The sequence below is a fragment of the Pseudomonas sp. THAF187a genome, from assembly GCF_009363395.1.
Classification (GTDB): domain Bacteria; phylum Pseudomonadota; class Gammaproteobacteria; order Pseudomonadales; family Pseudomonadaceae; genus Aquipseudomonas; species Aquipseudomonas khazarica.
In genome coordinates, this window is sequence record NZ_CP045349.1 from 2,554,767 (window position 1) to 2,578,228 (window position 23,462).

Annotated in this window: 16 protein-coding genes and 1 pseudogene; 13 read left to right on the top strand and 4 right to left on the bottom strand. The window is 64.3% G+C overall.

Annotated elements, in window-relative coordinates:
* Positions 1–18 precede the first annotated feature (18 nt).
* From FIV02_RS11915 to FIV02_RS11945, 7 genes are all read left to right on the top strand, one after another.
* Complete coding sequence (locus FIV02_RS11915) at positions 19–777, top strand: DotU family type IV/VI secretion system protein (protein ID WP_152488714.1); 759 nt, start codon at positions 19–21, stop codon at positions 775–777.
* Positions 774–4,592: a type VI secretion protein IcmF/TssM N-terminal domain-containing protein gene (locus tag FIV02_RS11920; protein ID WP_152488715.1), complete on the top strand. Its 3,819-nt coding sequence runs from the start codon at positions 774–776 to the stop codon at positions 4,590–4,592. The genes FIV02_RS11915 and FIV02_RS11920 overlap by 4 nt, the downstream gene beginning before the upstream one ends.
* Positions 4,589–5,638, top strand: coding sequence for a type VI secretion system protein TssA (tssA, locus tag FIV02_RS11925; RefSeq protein ID WP_152488716.1), 1,050 nt, complete (start codon positions 4,589–4,591; stop codon positions 5,636–5,638). Before FIV02_RS11920 ends, tssA begins: the two co-directional genes overlap by 4 nt.
* A 340-nt stretch (positions 5,639–5,978) precedes the next feature.
* A complete protein-coding gene (locus tag FIV02_RS11930) occupies positions 5,979–7,406 on the top strand; it encodes a sensor histidine kinase (RefSeq protein WP_152488717.1) in 1,428 nt (475 codons plus the stop codon).
* Entirely contained in the window at positions 7,403–8,029 is a 627-nt protein-coding gene (locus tag FIV02_RS11935) for a response regulator transcription factor (protein ID WP_152488718.1), read from the top strand. The genes FIV02_RS11930 and FIV02_RS11935 overlap by 4 nt, the downstream gene beginning before the upstream one ends.
* 93 nt (positions 8,030–8,122) lie before the next feature.
* Positions 8,123–8,620, top strand: a complete 498-nt coding sequence (locus tag FIV02_RS11940) for a heme-binding protein (RefSeq protein WP_152488719.1) — start codon at positions 8,123–8,125, stop codon at positions 8,618–8,620.
* A 374-nt stretch (positions 8,621–8,994) separates the two neighbouring features.
* Positions 8,995–10,248, top strand: a complete 1,254-nt coding sequence (locus tag FIV02_RS11945) for an OprD family porin (RefSeq protein ID WP_047592052.1) — start codon at positions 8,995–8,997, stop codon at positions 10,246–10,248.
* 34 nt (positions 10,249–10,282) lie between these two features.
* Here the strand turns inward: FIV02_RS11945 and FIV02_RS11950 are convergent, their stop codons facing one another.
* On the bottom strand, positions 10,283–11,785 hold the full coding sequence (locus FIV02_RS11950; protein WP_152488720.1) for a PLP-dependent aminotransferase family protein: 1,503 nt from the start codon (positions 11,783–11,785) through the stop codon (positions 10,283–10,285).
* Between the two features lie 122 nt (positions 11,786–11,907).
* Between FIV02_RS11950 and FIV02_RS11955 the strand changes: the two genes are divergently transcribed.
* Both FIV02_RS11955 and FIV02_RS24970 read left to right on the top strand, forming a co-directional pair.
* Entirely contained in the window at positions 11,908–13,113 is a 1,206-nt protein-coding gene (locus FIV02_RS11955) for an NAD(P)/FAD-dependent oxidoreductase (RefSeq protein WP_152488721.1), read from the top strand.
* 261 nt (positions 13,114–13,374) lie between these two features.
* Entirely contained in the window at positions 13,375–13,608 is a 234-nt protein-coding gene (locus tag FIV02_RS24970) for a DUF2798 domain-containing protein (protein WP_037047473.1), read from the top strand.
* 6 nt (positions 13,609–13,614) lie between these two features.
* Here FIV02_RS24970 and FIV02_RS11965 read toward each other — a convergent pair whose 3' ends face one another.
* From FIV02_RS11965 to FIV02_RS11975, 3 genes are all read right to left on the bottom strand, one after another.
* The gene (locus FIV02_RS11965; RefSeq protein ID WP_152488722.1) at positions 13,615–14,115 is read right to left on the bottom strand and encodes a hypothetical protein; all 501 of its coding nucleotides are present in this window, start codon (positions 14,113–14,115) and stop codon (positions 13,615–13,617) included.
* 163 nt (positions 14,116–14,278) lie between these two features.
* Complete coding sequence (locus FIV02_RS11970) at positions 14,279–15,172, bottom strand: chemotaxis protein CheV (protein WP_037047478.1); 894 nt, start codon at positions 15,170–15,172, stop codon at positions 14,279–14,281.
* Between the two features lie 60 nt (positions 15,173–15,232).
* The gene (locus FIV02_RS11975) at positions 15,233–16,255 is read right to left on the bottom strand and encodes a zinc-dependent alcohol dehydrogenase family protein (protein ID WP_152488723.1); all 1,023 of its coding nucleotides are present in this window, start codon (positions 16,253–16,255) and stop codon (positions 15,233–15,235) included.
* A gap of 221 nt (positions 16,256–16,476) precedes the next feature.
* On the opposite strand from FIV02_RS11975, the pseudogene FIV02_RS11980 reads away from it, so the two are divergent.
* From FIV02_RS11980 to FIV02_RS11995, 4 genes and pseudogenes are all read left to right on the top strand, one after another.
* Positions 16,477–17,389: pseudogene (locus FIV02_RS11980) on the top strand (LysR substrate-binding domain-containing protein); the annotation flags it as partial.
* A 175-nt stretch (positions 17,390–17,564) separates the two neighbouring features.
* Positions 17,565–18,803: a multidrug efflux RND transporter periplasmic adaptor subunit MexE gene (gene mexE / locus FIV02_RS11985; RefSeq protein WP_037047482.1), complete on the top strand. Its 1,239-nt coding sequence runs from the start codon at positions 17,565–17,567 to the stop codon at positions 18,801–18,803.
* 29 nt (positions 18,804–18,832) lie between these two features.
* On the top strand, positions 18,833–22,012 hold the full coding sequence (locus tag FIV02_RS11990; protein ID WP_037047484.1) for an efflux RND transporter permease subunit: 3,180 nt from the start codon (positions 18,833–18,835) through the stop codon (positions 22,010–22,012).
* On the top strand, positions 22,009–23,397 hold the full coding sequence (locus tag FIV02_RS11995; RefSeq protein ID WP_152488724.1) for an efflux transporter outer membrane subunit: 1,389 nt from the start codon (positions 22,009–22,011) through the stop codon (positions 23,395–23,397). The genes FIV02_RS11990 and FIV02_RS11995 overlap by 4 nt, the downstream gene beginning before the upstream one ends.
* Positions 23,398–23,462 lie beyond the last annotated feature (65 nt).

The window sequence follows — 23,462 nt, forward strand, 5'->3', positions numbered from 1 at the left end:
CAAGCCAAGGAAGTCTAGATGTCGGAAAGGAGCGTTGCGCTGTACCCACCCGAATTCGGTGAAGCCCCCCTGAGTCTGGCATTTCGTGAGGCGTGGATCGAATGGCGGGAAACCTGGGAGGGCATTGCCGGGCTCAGCAATGCGGGCAATGAGCAGGTCGAGCGCATGGCGGAAGCCACGATTCTGGTTGTCCGCCGTCTGTGGCGCGCGGCATTCGCCAGCGTGGGGGCATCGTCCTCGAGCCAGGTCAAGGCGATGGTGTATGCGTTCGTGGCCCTGGTCGACGAACGCCTGCTGTTCGATGAATGGCCAGGGCGTACGGCTTGGCAGCCACGCCCCCTGGAAGCACGCTTGTATGGCTCGCGTACCGCGGGCGAGCGCCTGCCCCGCGCCATTCACAAGCTGCTCAAGGAACGTGCGCCGGCTTCGCGTGATCTGGCCAACGTCTATCTGCAATGCCTGATCCTGGGTTTCTATGGCGGTTTGCGCAGTGATCGTGGACGTGCGCTGCACACACGCTGGCGCCATGCGCTGTTCACCTTCGCCTGGCAGCGCGAACCTGCGGCAACAGAGGTGATATCCAGCCTGGCCCGGCCGACCCGGGCGTCCCCCTTGCGCCTGCCGTTGCGCCGTGCGCTGCCCGACGGCGTGCGCCTGAGCCTGGCGATCTGCGGATTGCTGCTGTTGCTGAGCCTGGCCGGACACTGGATGTGGCGTGACATCCAGTCGGAACTGACGCCACTGCTGCATCTGGTCAGCCTGGATGAGGCGCAATGAGTACGCTGGCGATCATCCTCAGTCTGCTAGGCGTGCTCCTGCTGCTGCTGGCATTGGCCGCACTGTTCTGGTGGCTGCGGACGCAATCGGGCATGGCGATCCGCAGCTTCTATGCCGCAGTGCGCAAGATGGAGCACGAACAGGGAATCGAGTCGCGCTATCAGGTGCCCTGGCTGATGCTGCTCGGTGATCCGCGCGAGGGCAGCCAGCTTTGCCTCGATTGGCAACTCACGCCTGCAGGCCGCCCGGCGTGGTTCGGGCGCTGGTGGGCGGATCAGGACGGTGCCTTGCTGGTGGTACCTCAGAGCATCTTCCTGCCCAGCGATGGCGGCAATGCGTCCACCTTCGTCTGGCGGCGCCTGCTCAGCATGTTACTCAGGCTGCGTGGCCAGCGCCCACTGGATGGCGTGATCTGGAACATTCCCCTCAATCAGTTGCAGGACGGTGCGCAAGGTGCTGCCGATGTGATCGTGCTGCGCCGGCGCTTTGCGGAACTGCTGCAACGCCTGGGACTGAGCGTGCCGGTCTATGTCCTGATCAGCGGTTTCGAGGAAATGCCAGGCTTTCAGGAGCTGGTCGCCGCACTCCCCGAAGAGGGACGCGAGCGTCTGCTGGGCTGGTCATCGCCCTATGGGCTGGATGCCGGCTGGCAGAGCTACTGGCTCGATGATGCGCTGGAAGCCGTGGTGCAGAACATGCAGGCCGCGATCATCGAGGTCGGCGCCTTGAAGGGCGAGCTGGCCGAGGACCTGTACCGTCTGCCGGACCTGTTGCTGGAATTGAAGGGCAATCTCCGTACCCTGCTGGAGCCGGTCTTTCAGGGCAATACGCAGGGAGAGGCGCCCAGATTCCGTGGCCTCTACCTCGGCGCGGCGCAAGCGCTCGCCGAGTCGACGCAGCTCTACCCCGGAGAGGTGCCAGCGGCACAAGGCGTCTTCACCCAAGCGCTCTGGCGGCAGCGGCTGATCGCGGAACAGGGCCTGGCGCAGGCGTTACCGCGCATACTGCGTCTGCGCCAACGCTGGCAGATGACCGTCGGCGGCATTGCCGTCGTATTCGCGCTGTGCTGGCTGCTGGGCATGCTATGGGTGTGGCAGGAGCGACAGGAGGATGCCCGCGTACTGAGCAGCCTGCTGCAGGAAACCCATGCCGGACACGTCAGTCTGCGCGCGCCGGAACGTCGTCAGGAGCAGGCACGGCTCAATGTGCAGGCGTTCTGGGAGCTGCTGCAGCAGGCGCCGCGCTGGCATTTTTCATCGCTGATCTATCCCTCGTCCTGGGGCACGTCCCTGGATCAGCAGATGGATCAACTGTTGCGCGGCATGGCGCGCCGCGAAGCCCTGGTGCCGTTGCAACAACTGCAGGACTACCAACTGCAAAGCTTGCTGGTGATCCGCAATGAACAGCGCCGCCCGGACGTGCAGAGCGCCCAGCCGGATCAATGGCCGAACTACGTCAAGGCACGCACCCTGGCGGAGGGCGTGGTCAGCCTCGAACGGCACAATAACCTGCTCAACAACGCGCTGACCGGCCAGGAAGGCGTCACCGAATCGCTTGCCCAGCTGGGCAACGACGCGCTGGGGCTCAGCCTCGACCCCTCCAGCCTGTCCAGACGTGCATTCTACGACCGGACCCTGCGCCATCTGTCCGCACCAGGCCTGCGCCCCGTGGATCTGGAACCCAACGGCAAGCAGCTTTCCGCGCATTTCCAGGGCTTGATGAAGTTCTGGCTGGAGCAATACTTCCTGGCCGGCAATTTCGTCACGCCCGCCGGCTATCTCAAGAGGCACCTGAGCGATCTGGAATATGGCCGCGATACCTCGCTGAAGAAACTCGAGGAAATCAACGCACTGATCGGCCATCTGGACGACCTCATCGTCCTCACCAACTCCGCCTGGAGCCATGGCAGCGGGGAAGAGCTCGTGCCTGGCTTTCGTGACCTGATGAACGACGTGAAGCAGAGCCGTCTGCTGGGGCCGACCATCGAAGCCTCCGTCACGCAGGAGGCCGAACAGTTGCGCAAGACCTTCCACAGCCAGTGGATCGAAGAGTCCGCGAGCCGCAACAACCTTTTGCAGCGCCAGGCGGGTGGAACGCTGGTCTTGCAGAAGAACATCAGCAAGCTGGCCAGAAGCATCGATGACCTGCTCCAGCGCGACTTCGCCGTGAGCGCGATGCGCCGCCCGGATGGCAGCCTCGACACCCGGGCCCTTGGCGATGTGAGCGAGCAGCAGATAGCTCAGGCGCTGGTCTACCAGCAGAGTTACCAGGACTTCGTGGCGCAGGAGCTGGCTCAGATAGCGCCGGATTATCGTGCGGGCATGCTCAAGGCCGCCGAGCAGGCCGCTGCGCTGGCCATGTGGTCGGCGTTGACCTCGTCGGGCGGTTCCTACAGCGACGACGCTACGCAGAACCAGTTCAATGTCTCCGTCGAACAGGCCATGCAAGTGATCCAGGCACTCAAGGGGCTGGGCCGCGCCGATCTGGCCAGTACCCTGCAATCGCAGTTGACCTTGCGCGCCATGGCGGACGTCGCCGAGGTACTGGCGGATATCGACACCTTGCCGCTGTTCACCCTGCGTTATCCGATTGCCGAGTGGGACGGCAAACCCAACCTGGGGCTGAAGCTGTTCCGGGCCACCGACATTCAGGATCTGAAAGCCTCTCTGGCCCGACAGTTTATCGATATCAGCACCAGTACCGACAAGGTATTGCCCGAGCTGACGTGGCTGAGAGCACAGAATGATCTGCCACTTCCGCTGCAGGAGAAGGTATCCCGCCTGGGTTCGATAAACGATGACATGAAGAAGTACAAGGCGCAGAACCCGACAAGTGCTCCCGCGTTGTTCGAGCAGCTGGTGAGCCGGGACCTGGTAGAAATGGACATCGGCAATTGCCGCCAGGTGCTCTCGACCGCGAGCCTGCCGCCAGGCGATGGCGATCTGGCGCGTTATACCCAGGGTATATCGGAGCAGGCCCGGCAGCGCTGCAACGAGTTGCAGACACAGGGCGCGGCACAAGCCTGGAGCGCGCTGGCGAGCTACTTCAATCAGTATCTGGCCGGCCGTTTTCCGTTCTCCTACAACCTCGATAGCAGCGATGCCGACCCGGCCCGCGTCAAGCACCTGCTGGAACTGATCGACACCCATCTGGAGGCGGCCGAGAAAGGGCTGGCACTGGCGCCGGCGGGTAACCGACTGGCCGCAGAGGACTTCCTGGCACGGATGAAACAGGCCAGAAGCTGGCTCGGGCCGCTGTTCATTCGCGATCAGTCAGGTGTAATCGGGGTCGAGCTGGAGGTACGTTGGCGGACGGATCGAGAAGACGAGGAGGGCGCCGACCAGGTGATCGCCTGGACACTCAACGGCGCGGGCCATCAGATCGCGCATCCTGGCGAGACTGGCCAGCGCCTGCGCTGGAATGTCGGCGATCCGCTGCAGCTCGTGCTGCGCTGGGCGCGTGACAGCAACCAGCGACCGGTGATCGACCCGCTGCAGGCGAGCATGGCCGTCAGCGGCCTGGAGGCTGGCTGGGAATACCGTGGGCCGTGGGCGCTGCTGCGCATGATGCGCGTGCATGTGGTGCCGCAGCATCTGCCGAATACGGACTACACGGACTTCCCCCTGACCCTGCAGGTGCCGGTACGCGGCATGCTGGATGCCAGCCCGCAGGCGCAAATGTTCATGCGCCTGTCGCTGCTCAGCCAGGGAAGCAAGCTGCCTTTGTCGATCCAGCCGCTGCCGGTGGTTGCACCCGCATCGCCGTTTGCCAGTTTTCAGCTGCAGGCCTCGTACGATGAGGCACCACCGCTATGAGCCATTTGTCCATCGAACCTTATCTCCAGCCCCTTCCAGGTGATGCGGTCTGCGGACCGAGCCTGCGTTACGAGGGCGCCTGGGATCGCCTGCGGGAACTGCGCCGCGAGGACGACGCGAGCCTGCCCACCGGCGTCTGGCAAAGTGAACTCAAGCGTGGCGACTGGGCGGCATTGGAGCAGTTGGCCGGTGACCTGCTGCGTGAACGCAGCAAGGATCTGATGATCGCCGTGTGGCTAGGCGAAGCCTGGATCAGACGCCATGCACTGGCTGGGTTGGCTGCAGCCCTGGAGCTGCTGTGCGAGTTGTGCGAACGCTATCCCGATACGCTGCATCCGCAGCCAGAGGAGGGTGATCGTTCCTGGCGGGTCTTCCCCCTGGAGTGGATGATCCGCCAGTACAGCGACACCGTGCAGACCCAGGTTGCGCTCTTTGGCCTGGATGTCGGCGTCACCCTGCACGACTGGCTGCAGCTACAGCAGCGCCAGGTGCAGATGAGCGACAGCAAGCAGGACAAGATCGCCGCCGAAGCTGCGCGGCTGGAGTATCGCAAGCTGCAGGAAAAGCTCAGACAAACCCCGGTAACGGACTTCCAAACCGCTGACGCCGAACTGCAGGCCGCTCTTGCCGCCCTTGAGCGTCTGGACCACTGGAGCGATGAATGGCTGGCCGAGTTAGCGCCCAGCGTCGGTTCATTACGCCAGACATTGATCGAGCTGCGTGCGCAGCTCGAGGAATTCATCCCGCCAGCCGAGTCTCCTTCATCCAATCCTGAGAGCGATGCCGTCATGGACGAGCCGACTACTGAACCGACTGTCCCAGCGTCGCCTGTCGCGGGTGTGCCAAGCAGTCGTGAGCAGGCCTATCGGCAACTGGCACAGATTGCCGATTATCTGGCCAAGACCGAACCGCACAGCCCGGTGCCTTATGTCATCCGCAGGGCAGTGGAGTGGGGCAACCAGCCGCTCGGTGAACTACTGGATGAGTTGATCAGCGCCGATGCCGAATCCCGGCGCCTATGGAAGCTGCTCGGCGTTCTCAAGTGACCTTCGAGTAAAGCACGACAGCGCTCTGGGCCGGCGCAAAGCAGCGCTGAAAGACTCGGATAGATTTGGAAGACGGTTGGGCGTCGACGAGCAACGATTAGGCAGGTTGGAGTTTTCCAGCTGGACGATGTGGCAAGCCGGGAGGTGGTCATCGATATATGTAATTTAACATAATATACATTATGCGAAGTATTGGGTTGGAGAGACCACTCAGGGGCGCCAGACAAAACACTCTGCGCACGCATGCAACCAACACATGAGAACAGGCACCTCTACCGACCTGAAGCCTCCGCAGCACTACGGATGGTGAACGGCCAATGCGACAGGCATGATGAGACGCATGAAATCATCGCCCAGATTCAGCGTTCCCGTGCTCTGGCTGATCCTGTTCTGCCCCGGTGCAGCCTGGATTGGCTGGCAGGACGGCGTTGCCAACTACGAACGCTTCTTCCAGGACACCAGCATCGCCCAGCGCATGCTCAGTCAGAAGACCGTGCAGCATGAGGCCGTCCTGGCAACGCTGGCGGCGTTGGCGAATCCGCCGGCGCCCGAACGCCTGTTGCCCAGCCTGCAACCAAGCATGCCGCAGTTGCAGGGTCTCGGGCTGTTTCGCAACGGCACCTGGATGGCAACTCAGGCAGCGCCTGCTGACCTGGCGATGATGCTCGAACGAGCGCGCCAACTGCAGCGGCCTGTCACCTTGCCTCAGGAACAGTCGCGCTACTGGCTGGTCGCGCCGTCAGGCTGGAGCCTGTTGCTGGATGCACGGCAATTGCTCTCCGCCGATGAATTCCCGCCATCATTGGGCGTTTTGACCCTGGACCTGGGCAACGGGCCGCTCACGCTGTTGGCCCGTCAGCCCGGGGACCCTTCCGTGGGTTGGACGTTCGACCTGCGCAAACCGCTGGGAGCCGTCAGCCAGCCCTTTGCCTTGCACAGCTGGCGGACCCTGACGCCAGCTGACTGGCCCTGGCCGGCATGGCTGACATGGGCGTTCGCCAGCGCTCTGCTGGCCGTTGCCGGCACGGCCTGGCAGCGCACGCGCGCCGAGGCTCGGCGACAGCAGGAGCAAGCCCGTCTGGCGCAGATGGCCCGTCTGGGTTCGCTGGGAGAAATGGCCGCAGGCATCGCCCATGAGCTGAACCAGCCACTGACGGCGATTCTCGCCCAGGTGCGTGCAGCCGAGCGCCTGCTCGACGACGAGGACGAGCGCCCTGCCGTACGCCAGGCGCTGCTTGCCAGCGCTGCCCAGGCACGCCGTGCGGCGGACATCATCAGCCGATTGCGCGATCTGGTGCAGTCCAGCTCGCCGTCGACGCGTGCACCGGTGGATGCCGAACAGCTGATGGCCTCGCTACTGTTTCTACGCGCCGAGGAGCTGGCCCGCCAGGGCATTCGCCTGAGCTGGTCCAATGCCAGCCCGGGCGAATGCCCGCTGGGCGATCGGGTCGCGCTCGAGCAGATAGTGCACAACCTGGTGCAGAACGCAGCTGACATGAGTGGCACCCGCAACATCCTGGTCAGTGGCGGCGTCGAGGACAATGCATATGTGTTCCATGTCAGCGACGATGGTCCGGGCATCACAGACGAAGCGTTACCACGCCTGTTCGAGCCGTTCTATACGTCACGCCAGCACGGCATGGGGCTGGGCCTGACATTGTGCGAGACGCTGGCCGGCGCTATGGACGGCCGCCTCAGCGCGCGCAACCTGGACACGGGTGGCGCCTGCTTCACCCTGCGCCTGCCGCTTGCCGGAGCCGATGCATGAACGCCCTCTCCCATTCCCCTCTGGTTTACCTGGTCGACGATGATGACGCCGTGCGTGATGCTCTGGCCCTGCTGCTGCGCAGCGTCGGCTTGCGCAGCGAGAGCCATGGCGATCCGCAGGCATTTCTCGCCACGCTGTCGGCGCAGTCGATCGGCTGCGTCGTGCTGGACATTCGCATGCCGGGCATGGGTGGGCTGGAGCTACTGGAACGGCTCGCCGAATGCTCCGATCTGCCGGTGGTGATGCTGACCGGGCATGGCAACGTCGATCTGTGTCGCCGTGCCTTCAAGGGCGGCGCCATGGAGTTCCTGCAGAAGCCCGTGGATGACGACGTGTTCCTGGATGCGGTGCAAGCCGCTGTACGTCTGCATATCGCCAGCCGGGAGCGTCAGGCCGTCACCCTGGCGGCCAGCGAGCGCCTGGCGCGCTTGTCCGGGCGCGAGCATGACGTGCTGGTGCGCATCGTCACAGGCATGAGCAACAAGGAGATCGCGCGGGAGCTGGAGCTCTCGCCGCGAACCGTGGAAACCTACCGGGCCAACGTCTTCGACAAGCTCGAAGCCGACTCGCTGGCACAGCTGATCCGCCAGTACGCCAGCCTGCTGGATGAACCATCTCCGTAGCGCTACGGAGAACGACGAGTAGTCGGGCGAATACCGCGGCGAGGGGCATGCGACCAGACTGGCGACTCCTGAACTGACTGAAAGGAAAGTCCCATGACTCGTTCATCCCTAGCTGCCCTGCTCTGCTCGTTCGCCCTCGTCAACGTCGCCAACGGCGCGGTTCTCAATGAAGGCAATCTGTCGACGGCCGACGCGCAGAAGCTCGCCAGTGCGACCGTCGCGGCCTGCTCCGCCAAAGGCTACAACGTCAGCGCTTCGGTGGTGGATCGTGCCGGCCTGCTGAAGGCCTTTGCCCGCGCGGACAACGCCGGCCCACACACGATCGAGGCCAGCAGGGCCAAGGCCTTCACCTCGGCGTCGGCCAAGGCCCCTACGCTGGCAATCATGGAGAACGCGCAGAAGAACCCTGGCGCAGCCAACCTCACCGATATTCCGGGTTTCCTGTTGCTGGGTGGCGGGGTTCCGGTCAAGGCCGGCGACACCGTCATCGGGGCCATCGGTGTGGCAGGTGCTCCGGGTGGTCACCTGGACGCACAGTGCGCCGATGAGGTTCTGGCAGCGAATACCGCGCTGTTCGCTAAGCGACCGTAACGCGAGTAGTCATTCGCGGCCTTGGCCATCGCCGGTTGCTGAAGCTGGCGGTGGCCTGGTCCCTGTCTCCCGGACAAAAAAAGACCGCACTGGAAGACCCAGGCGGTCACAAGTCGTCTTAACCAAAGGAGATGAAGTGGAGCCAGAGCAACGACCTTGTCACGGAGTCAACTGTCGCTGCCCAGGAATCTTCATCGGGACGAAGCCTACCGGGTGCGTCCGCAAACACCCCATCGAAGTCATCGATAGTGATCATCAATCAGCTCAAATAGTGCCGCCGGCAGCATGGTGATAACTCTAAGCGCGCCCTCTGGGCCGGGCCTTACCTCGATGTGGGGCACGTTTAGAACAGCACACAAACACCGGGAGCACTCATGTACAGAAAACACGGTCTCGCGCTGGCCTGCAGCCTCGCGCTTGGTGGCCAGTTGGCGCACGCCAGCAGCCAGTCCGAAGCCAACGGTTTCGTCGAGGATGCCAGCCTCAACCTGTTGCTGCGCAACGCCTATTTCAACCGCGACTACAAAGACCGCACCAACGATGCCAAGACCTGGGGCCAGGGTTTCATCACCACCTTCGAGTCCGGCTTCACCCAGGGCACGGTCGGCTTCGGCGTCGACGCTTTCGGCCTGCTGGGCATCAAGCTCGACAGCGGTCGTGGACGCAACTACCGCGCCTTCTTCGACACCGATGGCGACGGTCGTCCGGTCGATGAGCTTTCCCAGGCCGGCGGTGCAGTGAAACTGCGCGTCTCCAATACCGTGATCAAGTACGGCAACCAGTTCCCTTCCCTGCCCGTTCTGGCGCATGACGACAGCCGCCTGCTGCCGCAGTCCTTCACCGGTACGCTGGTGACCAGCAACGAGATCGAAGGCCTGGAGCTGAATGCCGGGCGCTTCACCGCCGACAGCCCGATGGGCGACTCGGCGCGCGACCCCAACCGCCTGAAGAGCATCGATGTACTCGGCGGCAGCTACGCCGTCAGCGATGACCTGAGCCTGGCGGTCTACCACGCCGACCTCGAGGACATGTACAAGCGCTACTACGCCAACGTCAATTACAACCTGGCACTGGCGGCCGATCAGGCGCTGAACTTCGACTTCAATATCTACCGCACCAAGTACGACACCGGCTCCAGCGCAGCGCTGGACCTTGGCGGCGATGGCGAAGGCGACCGCAACACCATCTGGAGCCTGGCCGCCAAGTACAGCGTCGGCGCCCACGCGTTCATCCTCGCGCATCAGCGCAACAGCGGCGACGCCGGCTTCGCCTACGACTACGGTGATGGCGGCAGCAGCATCTACCTGGCCAACTCCTACTACTCGGACTTCAACCTGAAGGACGAGCGTTCCTGGCAGGCCAGCTACGAGCTGGACTTCGCCGAGTACGGCGTGCCGGGCCTGCGCTACAAGTTCGCCTACGTCCGTGGCGACAACATCGACACCGGTAACGACAACGAGGGTACCGAGCGCGAAATTTTCAACCAGGTCAGCTACACCGTCCAGAGTGGCGCGGCCAAGGATCTGCACCTACGCCTGCGCAACTCGATCTATCGTTCGAGCACCGATGTCGGTCCGGACCTCAACGAGATTCGTGCTTTCGTCGAGTACCCGCTGAGCATCCTGTGATGCCCCCTGCCCCGACCCTGGTCGGGGCAGCCCTTCATGCCCGCAAGGCCTGTACGAGAGCCTTGGCCGAATCCTCGATCGCCGCTTCGTCGTAGGCGGCGAACCCCATCATCAGGCCGGGTGCCTGCGTATTGGCGACCCAGTAGCGCGACAGCGGTATCGAGCCGATGCCGGCCTCCTGCAAACACTCGAACGCCAGCTGTTCATCCTCGACGTGCAAACGGCAGGCGATGTCCATCCCCGCGCGAATCTCCGGCACATCGATCAATCCGCGCCAATGCCTGTGCGCGGCTTCGGCAAAGGCATCAGCCCGGGAAGCGTAGATCTTGCGCATGCGCCGCACATGGCGGTCGAAATGCCCTTCGTGAATGAAATCGGCCAGCACCGCCTGCGCCAGGCCGTTGGCATGCCGTGACAACAGCGCCGAAGCGCGGGTGAACGGTTCGACCAGATGCTCGGGCAGCACCAGGTAGGCCAGGCGGATCGCAGGAAACAGCAGCTTGCTGAACGTGCCGGCCATGATCACCGAGTGCTCGGCGCCCGGCATGGAGCGCAGTGCCGGGATGGGTTTGGCGATGAAGCGGTACTCGCTGTCATAGTCATCCTCGAAGATATGACTGCCCTGCTCCTGCGCCCATTGCAGCAGGGCCAGACGCCGCGCGGGCGACAGCTCGCCACCCAGAGGCGCCTGGCGCGAAGGCGTGACGTACGCCAGCCGCGCATCACGCGCCAGGCGCACGCCTTCGTCGACCCTGAGACCGGCCTGATCCACCGGCACGTCCACACGCCTCACACCAGATACCTCCATCAGCTGGCGTGCGCCCGGGTATCCCGGGTCTTCCATCCACACCTGCGATTCGCCCGGCGCCAGCAGCCGCAGGCACAGGTCCAACCCTTGCTGCACGGTGCTGAGCAGGAGAATGCGCGACGCTGACACCTGCACCCCACGGGCAATGGCCAGGTAGCCAGCGACCGCCTCGCGCAACGCGGGCAAGCCCGCCGGATCGGAGTCCAGCAACATGGACAGGCGCGAGCTGCGCAACTGCTGGGTATGCAGTTTGCGCCACAGGTCGATGGGAAAGGCCTTGATGTCGCCGCGATGAGGAAAGAAAGGACGCAACCCACTGGGCAGCGTGCGTCGGGAGAAGATCGGATCGATCTCCGCCAGGCGATTCAACCAGGGCGTATCGGGGGCGCTGCGGCTTTCCTTCACCTCGGCCACCACCTTGCGCCGGACGTATCCCGCGTTCAGCGTCGGGTCCGGCAATACCTTGCTGACGCGTGTCCCGCTGCCGGTTCGAGCTTGCAGGTAGCCCTCGGAAAGCAGCTGCTGATAGGCCGCCTGTACCGTGCCACGGGCCAGCTTGTAGTACTCGGCCATGGCGCGCGTGCTGGGCAGTTTGCTGCCTGCGGGAAGACGCCCGAGGAGAATCGCGGCGCGCAGCGACTCATACAGCCAGCTCTGCAGGCTGACACCCTCTTCCGGCGTTCCCAGCGGCAGAAAGACCACCTCTGGCGGTGTTTTGTCGGCGGCCATGTGCACTCCGAAGTGGATCAGTAAGTCTTGCAAAGATTGGATCAATACACTGATCCAATGCAACCGCACAATTCATCCCGTAGTCAGCCAGCACCTTTCTTCTTCGCTACGGGAACAACGACATGAAACAACGAATCCTGATCATCGGCGCCGGTTTTGCCGGCATGTGGAGCGCGCTGAGCGCCATTCGCCTGCTGGACCAGCACCAGCGTCTGGATGTGAGCGTCACCCTCCTCGCCCCGCAAGCCGAACTCCGCGTGCGTCCGCGCTTCTACGAAACCGACCTGGCTACCACCGTAGCCCCGCTCGGCCCACTGTTCGATGCGGTCGGCGTGAATTTCGTGCAAGGCTGTGCGACGCGCATCGATGCCGCCGGCAAGCGCGTCATCTACCGCGAAACGGGCGGCGCCCAGGCCGAACTGAGCTACGACCGGCTGATCCTGGCCTCGGGCAGCCAGGTCGCCCGCCCTCCTCTGGCCGGCATCGACCGCTTCGCCTTCGATGTCGACAGCTTCGAGTCGGCGCAAAAGCTCGAGGCTCATCTGCAGAGCCTGCGTGACAAGCCGGCCAGCCAGGCGCGAAACACCGTGGTAGTGGTCGGAGGCGGCTTCACCGGTATCGAAACGGCAACAGAAATGCCGGCGCGCTTGCGCGCCATCCTCGGCGACGAGGCGGATGTGCGGGTGATCGTCGTCGATATGGGCAAGCAGGTGGGGAGCGCGATGGGCAAGCAGATCGCCTCGGTGATCGCCGAAGCCAGCGATGCGCTGGGGGTCACCTGGAAGCTCGGCAGCCCGGTATCGATGGTCGACGAACAGGGCGTGCAACTCGACGATGGCGAGCGCATCGAGGCCAGCACCGTGGTCTGGACCGTGGGGGTGAAAGCCTCGCCGCTGACACAGCAGATCGATGGCGAGCGCGACGCCTTCGGACGCCTGCATGTCGACCGCAACCTGAAGGTACTGGGCCAGGACAGCATCTATGCCACCGGCGATACGGCCTATGCCGCCGTGGATGAGCAGGGCAATCATGCGCTGATGACCTGCCAGCACGCCATCGCCCTGGGGCGCTCTTCGGGGAACAACGCGGCGGCCGATCTGCTGGGTGTCGAAGCGATCCCCTACAGTCAGCCCAAGTACGTGACCTGCCTCGACCTCGGCGTCTGGGGAGCGGTCTTCACCGAAGGCTGGGAGCGCAAGGTGCTGCTGACCGGCCAGGAAGGCAAGGCCATCAAGACCGAGATCAACACCAAGTGGATCTACCCGCCGGAGGCCAAGCGCGACGTCGCGCTGGCGGCGGCCGACCCGCTGATCCCCGTCGTTGCCTGACCCGCTGCCAGCCCCGGACGCCCTGTGCGTCCGGGGCTGCGCCGTTGCGAGTTGCGCACGGCCACGGCGAAGCGTGTCGCTCGACAGCGCAACCACCTGACATCACGCCCCCCCAAGCGGTATATGCTCGAGACCAGACCTGACTGCAGCCCCTGGCGACAGTCGCCTGGTCATACGGGCAAGGCCCTGCCACACCGCCACCCTCTGGCGAATCCGGGTCGAAGTGCCTTGTCGCGGGTCTTTGACTGCAGGAGAGTTCGCGTGCCACGCATCAATCGCCAGTACCGGCCGCAGGTATTCGGGCTGCTGCAATCCGCCATCACCAGCGCCATCGCGGCGTTGATCGCCAACCCCAAGGGGATGGCACTGGGTCCGTTCATGCTCAGCTGGAGCACGACCTGGTTACTGACCTGGCTGAGCATGATCCCGGTGGTACTGCTGGCTGCACCCTATGTCCGGCGACTGACCGATCTCATCGTTCAGCGCGAGGACTGACTGCCCTCAGACCAGCCCGTACGAGTGGCTATCCTCGTCCGAAGCAGCCTGAATCTCGGCGCGTTCCTGCATGCGCTGGGCAATCGTCTCCTCCACGGCCTTCTGCTGCTCAGGCGGCATGGACTCGATATCTTCCTCGGTCAGGCCCATTTCCTTGAGTATGCGGTCGCGCATCTTTTCCGCCGGCGTCATTGCCATGTAGGCCTTGAACGCCTCGAGCGCGGCCTTGCCGTCGTCTTCCTCCTTCTTCTCCACCTGTCCCGAGCCGACGCTGGTTTCGGTCTGCTCATCGGCGCTGTTCTGCAGGGCTACCCGCAGGCGGGCAAACCCCTCTTCCGTGGCTTGTCTGGCCTGGAATTCGCGCTCCGACTCGGCATTCGCCGTGCGCACGGTTTTCCCGACCTCGCGTGTAACGAGCACTTGCTCATCCTGCTGCTCGTTCTGCTTGCCGCGGAAACCGCTCAGCGACACGCCGCTGTAGTTGCCAACGCCTCCAATGATACTCATGCCTCGCTCCTTGACTGAGTTGCAGTTGCCAGGGGCTTGGAATCAAGGCGCGTGCCAACATGAAAGAATGACGCAAACCACTGAAAACACAGGGCTTGTTCGTTTCCAGCAGCGGCAATGGGAGGCAAGACCTTGCCGCTGGGCGGCAAGGTGGCAACGAGAGTCAGTGCGAGTCGCTGATCTGCCGGAAGGCGTCCAGCAGTGCCCGGGTGAGGTCGACCGAGGAGAACTTGGTCAGCATCGCGTTGGCACCGACCGAGCGGGCCTTTTCGGTATTCATGGTGCTGTCCAGTGAGGTGTGCAGCAACACGTAGGTATCGGCGATGTCGGCGCTGCGGCGGATTTCCCTCACCAGGCTGTAGCCGTCCATCTCGGGCATCTCGATGTCGGACACCAGCAGCTCGAAGGGCATGCCCGCCTGGCGATATTCATGCAGTTGCTGCAGCGCCGCCTGGGCACTGCGTACCGCCGTGCAGTCCAGGCCCAGCTGGCGCAGGACGTTGAGCGTCTGCTGCAGCGCGACCTGCGAATCGTCGACCAGCAGCACACGTCGTCCCTGCAGGATCTGTCCGTCCTGGCCATCGAGCAATTGCCCGACCGGCGCCTCTTCCAGGGCAGGCGTGATGTCGTGCAACACCTTCTCGATATCGAGAATCTGCACGATGGCGCCGTCGATCTGGGTCACCCCGGTGATGAAGGCCCGGTTGCCTGAGCCTGCGGGTGGCGGGCGCACGTCGCGCGTGGAGCACTGCACGATGCGCTCGACGCTCTTCACGTGCAGCCCCTGGCGCGAGCGGCTCAGCTCGGTGACGATCAGGCAGCCGTCGTCCTCGTCGGCGGCCCCGGCCTCGCCCGTGGCACGCGACAGGTCGATGACTGTCAGCGCGGAGCCACGCAACGTGGCGATGCCGCGCACGTTCGGCCCACGGTTGGGCAGCTTGGTCAGCGGCGGACAGGGAATGATCTCGTTGACCTTGAGCAGGTTGATTCCCAGCAGTCGGCCGCTATGCAAACGAAACAACAGCAGAGACAGCGCGTCGCCGGTGATGAGACTCATGAAACGATCCTTGAACGAACGGTAGGCCTACCGGGTATAGCGACCAGCTGGCTGCGGACTTTAATCCGCAGCCAGTTTCAAGGCGACTCGCCCGCGGTTGGGGCAGGTTTCCATGTAGCGATGCGCCTCGACGAAGTCCTCGAAGTCGAACACCTTGTCGATCACCGGCGTCAGCAGGCGGTCGGCCGTCATCTGGTTGATGTGGGTGAGCGCGCGCTGCACCGCCTCGTTGTTGGGCTCGATGCCCAGTTCCGGGCAGCCGGTGAAGTCCAGCACGCAGTGGCGGAAGAACTGCAGGTGCTTCTTGAAGGCGGCGCAGGCCGGGAACGCGGTATCGTTGCCGCCGTTGATGCCGTACAGGATCAACTTGCCACGCGGCGCGGCGATGTCACCCAGCAGCTTCATCTGCGGCCCGGCGCACTGGTCGAGAATCACCTCGACGCCCTTGCCCTCGGTGTAGCGTTCGACTTCGAGCACCAGGTCCTGCTCCTCGGTCGCGATCACCTTGTCGGCACCGAGACCACGCAGGAACTCGCGATCATCCGCCGAGCTGGTGGAAACGATCACCTTCGCACCCAGCGCCTTGGCCAACTGCACGGTCTGCGGCGCCATGCAGTGGCTGGCTTCGGTGATCAGCACATGCTGCCCCGGCTTCAGGTGCGCCAGGTCGACCAGCGCCAGGTAGCCGAACAACAGGCTGGTGTAGTGCACGCTGGCTTCCAGCGGACTGAGCACCTCGGGATAGCGGGTCAGGGCATGGCTGGGCACCAGCACCAGATCGCCCCAGGTCGGATAGCGGTTCGGCGTGCTGGCCGGGAAGCCGGCGACGGCGGTGCCGATCTCGAAATCGCTGACGCCTTCGCCCAGGGCGGCGATGGTGCCGGCCAGTTCGAAGCCGGTGCCGGCCGGAAGCTTGGCCTGCTCGGCCGCCAGGTTCTGACGCCACAATACGTCTTTCCAGCCCAGGCCGACCGCCTGAACGCGCACCAGCACCTCACCAGGGCCGGGCACAGGCGTCGGAACCTCTTCGTACTGGAGCACATCGGCATCGCCGAACTTATGAAAACGGATCATGCGGGACATCGCTTACCTCGAGCTTGATCGCGGATTAACACTTCAATGATTGTGGACTCTATCCGCTGTGCGACGGCGACACTATCAGACTCTATCGATAGTCTTCATGCCTGTCAGTGATTCAGCGACTTTCAATCCGCTGCGCACTGCCCGTACTATTTGTGCTGGCAAGGCTCTCATTTGCAACGCGGTGCTGACAAGGCCCGTGTCCCCTCGGATGGTACCTGGATGAACCGCAACGACCTGCGTCGCCTCGATCTGAACTTGCTGATCGTCTTCGAGACGCTGATGCACGAACGCAGTGTGACCCGGGCTGCTGAGAAGCTGTTTCTCGGCCAGCCAGCCATCAGCGCGGCGCTGGCACGCTTGCGCACGCTGTTCGATGACCCGCTGTTCGTACGCACCGGGCGCAGCATGGAGCCGACGCCACGGGCACAGGAAATCTTCGCCCTGCTCTCGCCCGCGCTGGACTCCATCTCCACCGCAGTCAGCCGCGCTGCCGACTTCGATCCGGCTACCAGCAAGGCGGTGTTTCGCATCGGCCTCTCCGATGACGTCGAGTTCGCCCTGCTCCCCGCCCTGCTCCGCCGCCTGCGCGCCGAGGCACCAGGCGTGGTGCTGGTGATTCGCCGTACCAACTACCTGATGATGCCGGGGCTGCTGGCCTCCGGGGAGATCTCCGTGGGCGTGGCCTACACCGAGGAGTTGCCGGCCAACGCCAAGCGCAAGGTCCTGCGGCGCAGCAAGGCCAAGCTGTTGCGTGCAGACACCGTGCCCGGCGCGCTGAGCCTCGATGACTACTGCGCGCGCCCGCATGCCCTGGTGTCCTTCGCCGGAGACCTCACCGGTTTCATCGATGACGAGCTGGCCAAGGTCGGGCGCGAACGCCACGTGGTACTGGCCGTGCCGCAGTTCAACGGCCTGGCCACCCTGCTGGCGGAAACCGACATCGTCGCCAGCGTGCCGGACTACACCGCCGCGGCCCTGACCGCAGCCGGCGGGCTGCGCGCCGAGGACCTGCCGCTGCCGGCGCAGACATTCGAGCTGCACATGGCCTGGCGCGGCGCGCAGGACAACGACCCGGCAGAACGCTGGCTGCGTTCGCGCATCCAGATGTTCTGCGGTGACCCCGACAGCCTCTGAAAACGCACCATGCAGGTGCCGGCAGGAACTTTCGCGCACTGCCATGGTTCCAAATTGATATAACTCTGTCTTTCATCATTCCTGATGATATTCAACTTCATGGTGTTCGATTCGTAGCACCCTCTGACTCGCCGCAGACTCCGCCCATCCACAAATCCGACTGGCGGAGTCATCTATGGAACAGCATCACAAGAACATCTGGATATTCCCCCTGGCGCTCGCCAGCGTCATCGCCCTGAGCGGCTGCGATCAGGCGCCTCAGACTCAGGCGCAGATGCCGGCCCCCAAGGTCAGCGTCGCCGAAGTCATCGAACAACCGATCAACGAGTGGGATGAGTTCACCGGCCGCCTGGAGGCACCGCAGTCGGTCGAGATTCGCCCGCGCGTTTCGGGCTACATTGATCGCGTGGCCTTCGACGAAGGTTCGCTGGTGAAGAAAGGCGATCTGTTGTTCCAGATCGACCCGCGCCCGTTCCAGGCCGAAGTCAAACGCCTCGAGGCCCAATTGCAACAGGCACGCGCCAACCAGGCACGCGCAGCCAGCGAGGCCCGCCGTGGCGAGCGCCTGCGCCAGAGCAACGCCATCTCCGCTGAACTGGCCGATGCCCGCGCCAGCGCCGCGACCGAAGCCAAGGCCGAGGTCGCCGCCATCGCCGCCGAACTGGAGAACGCTCGCCTCAACCTCGGTTTCACCCGCATCACTTCGCCCATCGACGGTCGCGTCAGCCGCGCCGAGATCACCGAAGGCAACCTGGTTGGTGCAGGCGAAAGCCTGCTGACCTCGGTGGTGTCCACTGACAAGGTCTACGCCTACTTCGATGCGGACGAGCGCGCCTTCCTCAAGTATGTGGAACTGGCTCGTGAATCCGGTTCCGATGCCCGTGGCGCCAGCCCGGTCTACCTCGGCCTGTCCGATGAAGCCGACCACCCGCACCTGGGCCAGCTGGACTTCCTCGACAACCAGGTCAACCCGCGCACCGGCACCATCCGTGGCCGCGCCGTCTTCGACAACGAGGATGGCCGCTTCACCCCCGGCCTGTATGCGCGTCTGAAGCTGGTCGGCAGCAAGCCCTATGCAGCGACACTGATCAAGGACGAGGCCGTCGGCACCGACCTGGGCAAGAAGTATGTCCTGGTGCTGGGCGCCGACAATGCCGTGGCCTATCGCGCCATCGAGCTGGGGCCGAAGCTGGAAGGCCTGCGTATCGTGCGCAGCGGTCTGAGCAAGGGCGAGAAGATCGTCGTCAACGGCCTGCAACGTGCCATGCCGGGCGCCACCGTCGACCCGCAGCCGGTGTCGATGGCCGATGAAGGCACGCTCGAGCAACTGGCTCGCATGCGCCAGGCTGTCGATGGCAGCCAGGCTCCGCGTGTCGCCGCCGAAAAAATCGATGCTCACTCTCCGCGCGGCTGATCACGCCAGCGTGACTTGAGGAAAGATCCATGAATTTCTCGCAATTCTTCATTCAGCGGCCGATCTTCGCCGCCGTGCTGTCACTGCTGATCCTGATCGGCGGTGCCATCTCGCTGTTCCAGCTACCGATCAGCGAATACCCGGAAGTGGTGCCGCCCACCGTCGTGGTTCGCGCCAACTTCCCCGGCGCCAACCCCAAGGTGATCGGCGAAACCGTGGCCTCGCCACTGGAGCAGGCCATCGTCGGTGTCGAGGGCATGCTCTACATGTCGTCGCAATCGACCAACGACGGCAAGCTGACCCTCACCGTCACCTTCGCCCTGGGTACCGACCTGGACAACGCCCAGGTGCAGGTGCAGAACCGAGTCACCCGCACCATGCCGACGCTGCCCACCGAGGTACAGCGTCTCGGCGTGACCGTGGACAAGGCCTCGCCTGACCTGACCATGGTGGTGCACCTGACCTCGCCGGATCAGCGCTACGACATGCTCTACCTGTCCAACTACGCCGCGCTCAACGTCAAGGACGAACTGGCACGCCTGGACGGTGTGGGTGACGTGCAGCTGTTCGGCATGGGCAACTACTCGCTGCGTGTCTGGCTCGACCCGAACAAGGTCGCCTCGCGCGGCCTGACCGCCACCGACGTGGTCACCGCGATCCGCGAGCAGAACCGTCAGGTCGCTGCCGGTGCGCTGGGCGCGCCGCCATCGGACGCCGGCAACAGTTTCCAGCTGTCGATCAACACGCAAGGCCGTCTGGTCACCGAGGAAGAGTTCGAAGACATCATCATCCGTGTCGGAGAGAACGGTGAGATCACCCGTCTGCGTGACATCGCCCGCGTCGAACTCGGCTCCAACCAGTACGCCCTGCGCTCGCTGCTGAACAACCAGCCGGCCGTGGCCATCCCGGTGTTCCAGCGTCCTGGCTCCAACGCCATCGCCATCTCCGATGCGGTGCGTGAGCGCATGGCCGAGCTGAAGCAGAGCTTCCCGCAGGGCATGGACTACGAGATCGTCTATGACCCGACCATCTTCGTCCGTGGCTCCATCGAAGCGGTGGTGCACACCCTGCTCGAGGCCATCGTGCTGGTGGTACTGGTGGTCATCCTGTTCCTGCAGACCTGGCGCGCCTCGATCATCCCGCTGGCCGCCGTGCCGGTCTCGCTGATCGGCACCTTCGCGGTGATGCACCTGTTCGGTTTCTCGCTCAACGCCCTGTCGCTGTTCGGCCTGGTGCTGGCCATCGGCATCGTGGTGGACGACGCCATCGTTGTGGTGGAGAACGTCGAACGCAACATCGCCCTGGGCAAGTCGCCCGTCGAGGCCACGCGCCAGGCGATGAAGGAAGTGACCGGCCCGATCGTCGCCACGGCCCTGGTGCTGTGCGCGGTGTTCATTCCGACCGCGTTCATCTCCGGTCTCACCGGGCAGTTCTACCAGCAGTTCGCGCTGACCATCGCCATTTCCACCGTGATCTCGGCCGTCAACTCGCTGACGCTGTCGCCGGCCCTCGCCGCCATTCTGCTGAAGGATCACCACGCGCCGAAAGACCGCTTCTCGCGCATCCTCGACAAGCTCTTCGGTGGCTGGCTGTTCGGCCCGTTCAACCGCCTGTTCGACCGCGCCAGCAACCGTTATGTCGGCACCGTGCGGCGCGTACTGCGTGGCAGCAGCATCGCCCTGCTGGTCTATGGTGGCCTGCTGGTACTCGGCTACATGGGTTTCTCCAGCACCCCGACCGGTTTCGTGCCGCAGCAGGACAAGCAGTACCTGGTGGCGTTCGCCCAGTTGCCTGACGCGGCCACGCTGGACCGCACCGAGGCAGTGATCAAGCGCATGTCCGAGATCGCGGCCAAGCATCCGGGCATCGAGAACACCGTGGCGTTCCCGGGGTTGTCGATCAACGGCTTCACCAACAGCCCGAACAGCGGCATCGTGTTCACCCCGCTCAAGCCATTCGATGAGCGCAAGGACCCGTCGATGAGCGCAAACGCCATCGCGGCCGAGCTCAACGCCCAGTTCGCCGATATCCAGGACGCCTACATCGCGATCTTCCCGCCGCCGCCGGTACAGGGGCTAGGCACAATCGGTGGCTTCCGCCTGCAGATCCAGGATCGCGGCAACCTGGGCTACGAAGAGCTGTACCTGCAGACCCAGAACATCCTCAACAAGGCGCGCCAGTTGCCCGAGCTGAACCCCATGTCGGTGTTCACCAGCTACCAGGTCAACGTGCCGCAGGTGGATGCTGCCATCGACCGCGAGAAGGCCAAGACCCACGGCGTCGCCATCAGCGATATCTTCGACACCCTGCAGGTGTACCTGGGCTCGCTGTATGCCAACGACTTCAACCGCTTCGGTCGGACCTATCAGGTCAACGTCCAGGCCGACCAGCAGTTCCGCCTGGAGCCGGAGCAGATCGGCCAGCTCAAGGTGCGCAACAACCGTGGGGAAATGGTGCCGCTGTCGACCTTCGTCAAGGTTGACGACAGTGCCGGTCCCGACCGCGTGATGCACTACAACGGCTTCCTCACCGCTGAGATCAACGGTGCTGCGGCGCCGGGCTACAGCTCGGGTCAGGCCGAAGCGGCGATCGCCAAGCTGCTCAACGAAGAACTGCCCATCGGCATGACCTTCGAATGGACGGACCTGACCTATCAGCAGATCCTCGCGGGCAATACGGCGATCTTCATCTTCCCGCTCTGCGTGCTGCTGGCCTTCCTCGTGCTGGCTGCCCAGTACGAAAGCTGGAGCCTGCCGCTGGCGGTGATCCTGATCGTGCCGACCGTGCTGTTCGCCGCCATCACCGGGGTGATCATCGCGGGCATCGACAACAACATCTTCACCCAGATCGGCTTGATCGTACTGGTGGGCCTGGCGTGCAAGAACGCGATTCTGATCGTCGAGTTCGCCAAGGAGAAACAGGAAGAAGGCCTCGATCGCATCGCCGCCGTGCTGGAAGCCTGCCGCCTGCGTCTGCGCCCGATCCTGATGACCTCCATCGCCTTCATCATGGGTGTGGTACCGCTGGTGCTGTCGAGCGGTGCCGGTGCCGAGATGCGCCATGCCATGGGTGTGGCCGTGTTCTCCGGCATGATCGGCGTGACCTTCTTCGGTCTGCTGCTCACTCCGGTGTTCTATGTCCTGATCCGTGGGTTCGTGGAAAAGCGCGAAGCCAAGAAAGCCGTTCGCCTGCAGGAGTCGCATGCATGAAAGCCTTTGCCCCCGCCCTCCTGACCCTGGCGCTGTCGGCCTGTGCCGTAGGCCCGGACTACCGGGCACCCGCTACCGACCCGGCGCGCATCGACGCGCTGGAGAGCGCCGACTACGACCGTTCGCGCTTCGAAGCGACCTGGTGGCAGCAGTTCGACGACCCGACGCTGAATCAGCTGGTGCAGCGTTCGCTGCAGGACAACCGCGAGCTGCGCGTGGCCTTCAGCCGCCTGCGCGCAGCCAGGGCGATCCGCGACGATGTGGCCAATGACCGTTTCCCGACGGTCACCAGCCGCGCCAGCGGTGAGTTCGGCAAGGCGCAGCAGCCACCGACCAGTGAAGACCGTATCCGTCAGGAACGCTACGACCTGGGCCTGGACATGGCTTGGGAAGTGGACCTGTTCGGACGTATCCAGCGTCAGCTGGAAGCCAGTGAAGCGCGTATCGAGCTGGCCGAGGCCGACTACTACCAGTTGCAGGTCAGCCTGATCGCCGAACTGGTCGATGCCTACGGCACGCTGCGCGGCGCGCAGCTGCGCGAGAGCATCGCCCGCAAGAACCTGAAGAACCAGCAGGACTCGCGCGCCATCACCGAGCAGCTGCGCGACGCCGGCGTCGGCAACGAACTGGACGTGCTGCGCGCCGATGCACGACTGGCCGCGACCGAGGCCAGCCTGCCGCAGTTGCAGGCCCAGCAGGTGCGTGCGCAGAACCGTATCGCCACCCTGCTCGGCCAGCGGCCGGAGCAGCTGGAGATCGACCTGACGGCGAAACCCCTGCCGGTGATCGCCAAGGCCCTGCCGATTGGCAACCCGGCCGATCTGCTGCGTCGACGCCCGGACATCCGTGCGGCCGAGCGCCAGTTGGCGGCGGCTACCGCAGAGGTCGGCGTGGCCACTGCGGACCTGTTCCCACGGGTCAGCCTGTCGGGCTTCCTCGGCTTCACCGCTGGCCGTGGCTCGCAACTCGGTGCATCTGCAGCACGCGCCTGGGGCGTGGCGCCCAGCATCACCTGGGCGGCGTTCGACCTTGGCAGCGTGCGTGCCCGCCTGCGCGGCGCCGAGGCCGAAGCGGACGGCGCGCTGTCGCAGTACGAGCAACAGGTGCTGCTGGCGCTGGAAGAATCGGAGAACGCCTTCAGTGACTACGCCAAGCGTCAGCAGCGCCTGATCTCGTTGGTGCGTCAGGCGGAAGCCAGCCGTGCAGCCGCCGAGCAGGCGGCGATCCGTTACCGCGAAGGTACGGTGGACTTCCTGGTGTTACTGGATGCCGAGCGTGAACGCCTGGCTGCCGAAGACGCCCAGGCTTCGGCCGAGGTCGAGCTGTACAGCGGCATCGTCGCGATCTACAAGGCGCTCGGTGGCGGCTGGCAACCCCAGGCCTGAACCCGCTCTCCCCCGGATCGGCTGCCCTGCCGATCCTCCTCAGCCCCAGGGATGATGCCCTGGGG

Bases quoted from the DNA above. Each gene is read 5' to 3' on its own strand.
- FIV02_RS11915 (WP_152488714.1), top strand. From the start codon at position 19: ATGTCGGAAAGGAGCGTTGCGCTGTACCCACCCGAATTCGGTGAAGCC.
- FIV02_RS11920 (WP_152488715.1), top strand. From the start codon at position 774: ATGAGTACGCTGGCGATCATCCTCAGTCTGCTAGGCGTGCTCCTGCTG.
- tssA (WP_152488716.1), top strand. From the start codon at position 4,589: ATGAGCCATTTGTCCATCGAACCTTATCTCCAGCCCCTTCCAGGTGAT.
- FIV02_RS11930 (WP_152488717.1), top strand. From the start codon at position 5,979: ATGAAATCATCGCCCAGATTCAGCGTTCCCGTGCTCTGGCTGATCCTG.
- FIV02_RS11935 (WP_152488718.1), top strand. From the start codon at position 7,403: ATGAACGCCCTCTCCCATTCCCCTCTGGTTTACCTGGTCGACGATGAT.
- FIV02_RS11940 (WP_152488719.1), top strand. From the start codon at position 8,123: ATGACTCGTTCATCCCTAGCTGCCCTGCTCTGCTCGTTCGCCCTCGTC.
- FIV02_RS11945 (WP_047592052.1), top strand. From the start codon at position 8,995: ATGTACAGAAAACACGGTCTCGCGCTGGCCTGCAGCCTCGCGCTTGGT.
- FIV02_RS11950 (WP_152488720.1), bottom strand. From the start codon at position 11,785: ATGGCCGCCGACAAAACACCGCCAGAGGTGGTCTTTCTGCCGCTGGGA.
- FIV02_RS11955 (WP_152488721.1), top strand. From the start codon at position 11,908: ATGAAACAACGAATCCTGATCATCGGCGCCGGTTTTGCCGGCATGTGG.
- FIV02_RS11965 (WP_152488722.1), bottom strand. From the start codon at position 14,115: ATGAGTATCATTGGAGGCGTTGGCAACTACAGCGGCGTGTCGCTGAGC.
- FIV02_RS11970 (WP_037047478.1), bottom strand. From the start codon at position 15,172: ATGAGTCTCATCACCGGCGACGCGCTGTCTCTGCTGTTGTTTCGTTTG.
- FIV02_RS11975 (WP_152488723.1), bottom strand. From the start codon at position 16,255: ATGTCCCGCATGATCCGTTTTCATAAGTTCGGCGATGCCGATGTGCTC.
- mexE (WP_037047482.1), top strand. From the start codon at position 17,565: ATGGAACAGCATCACAAGAACATCTGGATATTCCCCCTGGCGCTCGCC.
- FIV02_RS11990 (WP_037047484.1), top strand. From the start codon at position 18,833: ATGAATTTCTCGCAATTCTTCATTCAGCGGCCGATCTTCGCCGCCGTG.
- FIV02_RS11995 (WP_152488724.1), top strand. From the start codon at position 22,009: ATGAAAGCCTTTGCCCCCGCCCTCCTGACCCTGGCGCTGTCGGCCTGT.